The following is a 4,618-nucleotide window of genomic DNA, read 5'->3' as shown; positions in this document are numbered from 1 at the left end:
CCCGGTCAGTGGTGGCGCATTATAGGGACTTCTGAACGGCTGACAACCCCTAATTTAAAAAAACTTTTCAACCGCGCAAGTTTTAATCAAAAATTCGATTAATGGATGAATTTCATTCATTACCTGCTTTTATATTCATCAAACATAAAAAAGGCAGCCTATTGGCTGCCTTTCTATCTATCTTTCTATATCGCTATCTAGAGCCTTTAGAACGCCTCTATTACCTATTATTGCTTGGCAACGATTTGTTCATCAGCAACATCTAGCGTGATGTCTTTGCCCGGAATCAGTTTTCCAGACAAAATTTGCTGGGCCAGCGGGTTCTCGATCTCCTGCTGGATAGCGCGTTTCAACGGACGAGCCCCATAGACGGGGTCGAAGCCCGCTTTTGAAAGCTGTTCCAATGCCGCATCGGTGATGGTTACGCTGTAGCCTTTCTCTTCGAGACGTTGGTACAGACGCTCCAACTGAATCCGCGCAATCGCCTTGATGTTTTTCTGATCTAATGGATGGAACACAACGGTTTCATCTATACGGTTAATGAACTCAGGGCGGAAGTGGTGCGATACCACGCTCATCACCAACTCTTTCATTTCACCATAATCAAGCTGACCGAAGCGATCCTGAATCAAATCAGAGCCAAGGTTTGAGGTCATAATGACCACGGTATTACGGAAATCGACCGTTCTACCCTGCCCATCGGTCAGTCGCCCATCATCTAATACCTGCAGCAAGATGTTGAATACATCCGGATGCGCTTTTTCCACTTCATCTAACAAGATGACTGAATAAGGACGACGGCGTACGGCTTCAGTTAAGTAACCACCTTCTTCATAACCGACATATCCCGGAGGTGCACCCACTAAACGTGACACGGAGTGTTTTTCCATAAACTCGGACATGTCGATACGCACCATTGCGTCATCGCTATCGAACAAGAAGTTTGCTAACGCTTTGCACAGCTCAGTTTTACCGACACCGGTTGGTCCTAAGAATAGGAAAGAACCAATTGGGCGGTTTGGATCAGACAACCCAGCACGGCTACGACGAATCGCATTCGAAACCGCTTCTACTGCTTCATTCTGGCCGATAACACGTTCATGAAGATCGTCTTCCATGCGAAGCAATTTCGCACGCTCGCTTTCTAACATGCGTGATACTGGAATACCGGTCCAACGCGCCAGCACTTCTGCAATTTCAACATCGGTGACTTTGTTACGCAGCAGCTTCATCGTCTTACCTTCAGACTGCGTCGCCGCTTCTAATTGTTTTTCCAAACCAGGCAACTTGCCGTATTGGATTTCAGACATTTTGGCTAAATCACCGACACGGCGAGCCTGCTCAAGCGCAATCTTCGCCTGCTCGATTTCAGCTTTAATATTCTGCGTACCGCTGAGCGAAGCCTTCTCGGCTTTCCACTCTTCTTCCAGCTCAGAATATTCACGCTCTTTATGCTCTAACTCTTCGTTGAGCATTTCCAAGCGCTTTTTACTTGCTTCATCAGATTCTTTATTCAGCGCCTGCTGTTCAAGCTTGAGCTGAATAATGCGGCGCTCTAAACGATCCAACGATTCTGGCTTAGAGTCCATCTGCATACGAATGCTCGATGCGGCCTCATCGATAAGGTCAATCGCCTTATCGGGCAGCTGACGATCCGCAATATAACGGTGCGACAAATTCGCGGCCGCAACAATCGCAGGGTCAGTTATCTGAACGTGGTGATGCAGCTCGTAACGCTCTTTCAGTCCACGCAAAATAGCAATGGTGTCTTCTACCGTTGGCTCTGCTACGAATACTTTTTGGAAACGACGCTCAAGCGCAGCGTCTTTCTCTATATATTGGCGGTATTCATCCAGCGTAGTCGCACCAACGCAATGCAACTCACCACGGGCTAATGCAGGTTTAAGCATGTTGCCCGCATCCATTGCGCCGTCGCCTTTGCCTGCGCCAACCATGGTATGCAATTCATCAATAAACAGAATAACGTTGCCTTCCTGTTTTGATAGATCGCTTAATACGGCTTTCAGTCGTTCTTCGAACTCACCACGGAATTTAGCCCCAGCAATCAGTGAGCCCATATCTAAGGAGAGAACACGTTTGTTCTTCAGTCCTTCTGGAACTTCACCATTAATAATTCGCTGCGCTAAACCTTCAACAATAGCGGTCTTACCCACACCCGGTTCACCAATGAGAACAGGGTTGTTTTTAGTACGGCGCTGCAATACCTGAATAGTACGACGAATTTCTTCATCACGGCCGATCACCGGATCGAGTTTGCCTTGTTCGGCACGCTCGGTCAGATCGACGGTGTATTTTTTCAATGCCTGACGTTGATCTTCGGCATTCGCATCATCCACTTTCTCACCTCCACGCATTTGTTCAATGGCGGTACTGACTTTCTGAACGTTGGCACCTGCAGCTTTCAAGATATCGCCTAAATTGCCGCGATCTTCTAACGCAGCAAGAACAAACAGCTCAGACGAGATAAAAGTGTCATTGCGTTTTTGTGCCAGCTTATCGCACAGGTTCAGAACACGAATCAGTTCGTTCGATGGCTGAACATCTCCACCAGCGCCTTCAACCTGCGGCAAACGGGAGATAGCTTGTTCAAGCTCCTGACGTAAGCTCGCGGTATTAACACCAGCAGAGGTTAATAATGGTCGAACCGTGCCCCCATCCTGATTGAGCAACGCGCTCATCAGATGTACCGGCTCTATAAATTGGTTATCACGCCCAAGTGCGAGTGACTGGGCGTCAGCGAGGGCAAGCTGGAACTTACTTGTTAAGCGATCCAGACGCATAATTCCTCCAAGACGTGTCAAAGTTTCTACTGAAGAATATGTAAGGTCTACTCAACACTTTTCAAGGTCAATTAGCACGAAAATGACTACTTTTTGTTATGAGTCAAGTGGCAAACATTAAGTACAGTTTTTGGAAATGAGGATTAGTGAATCACAAAAGCCTTAAAAAATAAGGCTATCGAAACCAAATCAACGCGGCCATTCGCCCGGTAACGGGCTCGCGACGATAAGAAAAGAAACGCGATTTATCGCTGACAGTGCATAGATCGCCACCAGAGATTGTCTGAACACCAGCACGACGCAAGCGTAAATGCGCCAACTGATAAATATCAGCTAAATATTTTTCGCCATGCTCAGTAAAAGCCCGTTCCGCATCAGCGTCTTGCTCAATGAACTTTTCGCGAACCTCGCCCCCGACTTCAAACGCAGTCGGGCCAATCGCAGGTCCAAACCAAGCAAGAATATCTTCTGGAGAAGAATCAAAGCATGCCAGTGTTTGCTCCAATACGCCGTCGCATAAACCACGCCAGCCAGCATGCGCAGCGGCAACTTCTGTTCCCTGACGATTACAAAAGAGAACAGGCAGGCAGTCAGCGGTCATTACCGCACAAACCTGCCCTGCGATATTAGTATAAGAGGCATCAGCCTGATTATCAGCGCGATCGCTATTCTCATCTAAACGCAAAACACGAGTGCCATGCACCTGCTCTAACCAGAATGGCTCCGTTGGAGCAGCGATAATGTCCTTCAACAGGCGTCGGTTCTCTACCACAACAGTGACATCATCACCAACGTGCGTCCCCAGATTTAAAGCATCGTAGGGATGAACGCTAACCCCACCCTTTCGGGTGGTGTTAAATGCAACAACGTTGTTTGGTGCTGGCCACAAAGGTGTGATCAACACACTCATAGCCAATCCATTTCGTCTTTGAACTCTTCAGTATCGGCCTGCAATGCTGAAATCAAATCGACCATATCCTGAGGCAATGGCGCATGCCACTCCATCTGAATACCGCTGATAGGATGGTATAAACGCAGCATCGTTGCGTGCAGTGCCTGACGATCAAAGCCACGCAAAATGGTAATAAACTCTTCCGAAGCACCTTTTGGTGGACGAGGACGGCCGCCATATAACGGATCGCCTACCAGCGGATGGCTAATATGCGACATATGCACACGGATCTGGTGAGTACGGCCGGTTTCCAAGCGCAAACGCAGACGTGTATGAGCACGGAAATGCTCCATAATACGGTAATGCGTCACCGCAGGTTTCCCCATCGGGTGAACGGCCATGTGAGTACGTTTGGTTGGATGGCGTGAAATAGGCTCTTCCACCGTTCCGCCTGCCGTCATCGTACCAATTGCTACCGCTTCATATTCACGCGTAATTTCGCGAGCCTGTAGCGCTTCAACCAAACGCGTCTGGGCAGGAACGGTTTTAGCCACCACCATCAGACCCGTAGTATCTTTATCCAAACGATGAACAATACCCGCACGCGGTACGTCTACAATTTCTGGATAGTAATACAGTAAAGCATTCAGGATCGTACCATCAGGATTACCGGCTCCTGGATGAACAACTAAGTCACGCGGTTTATTGATCACCAAAATATCGCTATCTTCATAAACGATATCTAATGGAATATTCTGCGGTTCCCAGCGAGCTTCTTCCTCAATTAGCGCATCAATGGCAATTTCTTCGCCACCGAGCACTTTTTCTTTTGGCTTGTTGATAATTTTCCCGTTAACCTTGACGCGATCGTCAAGGATCCACTCTTTTATACGAGATCGTGAATAATCAGGGAACAATTCGGCCA

3 protein-coding genes are annotated in these 4,618 nt (G+C 47.8%); all 3 read right to left on the bottom strand.

Annotated elements, in window-relative coordinates; all coding sequences use genetic code 11:
- Positions 1-227 precede the first annotated feature (227 nt).
- Positions 228-2,801, bottom strand: coding sequence for an ATP-dependent chaperone ClpB (gene clpB, locus RSC70_RS20895; protein ID WP_040047191.1), 2,574 nt, complete (start codon positions 2,799-2,801; stop codon positions 228-230).
- A 175-nt stretch (positions 2,802-2,976) separates the two neighbouring features.
- Positions 2,977-3,711: a purine nucleoside phosphorylase YfiH gene (gene yfiH, locus RSC70_RS20890; protein ID WP_332543488.1), complete on the bottom strand. Its 735-nt coding sequence runs from the start codon at positions 3,709-3,711 to the stop codon at positions 2,977-2,979.
- The coding region (gene rluD / locus RSC70_RS20885; protein ID WP_332543486.1) for a 23S rRNA pseudouridine(1911/1915/1917) synthase RluD at positions 3,708-4,618 on the bottom strand (911 nt) is incomplete at its 5' end. The genes yfiH and rluD, both read right to left, overlap by 4 nt.

Source organism: Hafnia sp., assembly GCF_036648275.1.
Classification (GTDB): domain Bacteria; phylum Pseudomonadota; class Gammaproteobacteria; order Enterobacterales; family Enterobacteriaceae; genus Hafnia; species Hafnia alvei.
Note: the sequence above shows the minus strand (reverse complement) of the source record. Positions and strands in the feature narration are given on the sequence as shown.

Bases quoted from the DNA above. Each gene is read 5' to 3' on its own strand.
- clpB (WP_040047191.1), bottom strand. From the start codon at position 2,801: ATGCGTCTGGATCGCTTAACAAGTAAGTTCCAGCTTGCCCTCGCTGAC.
- yfiH (WP_332543488.1), bottom strand. From the start codon at position 3,711: ATGAGTGTGTTGATCACACCTTTGTGGCCAGCACCAAACAACGTTGTT.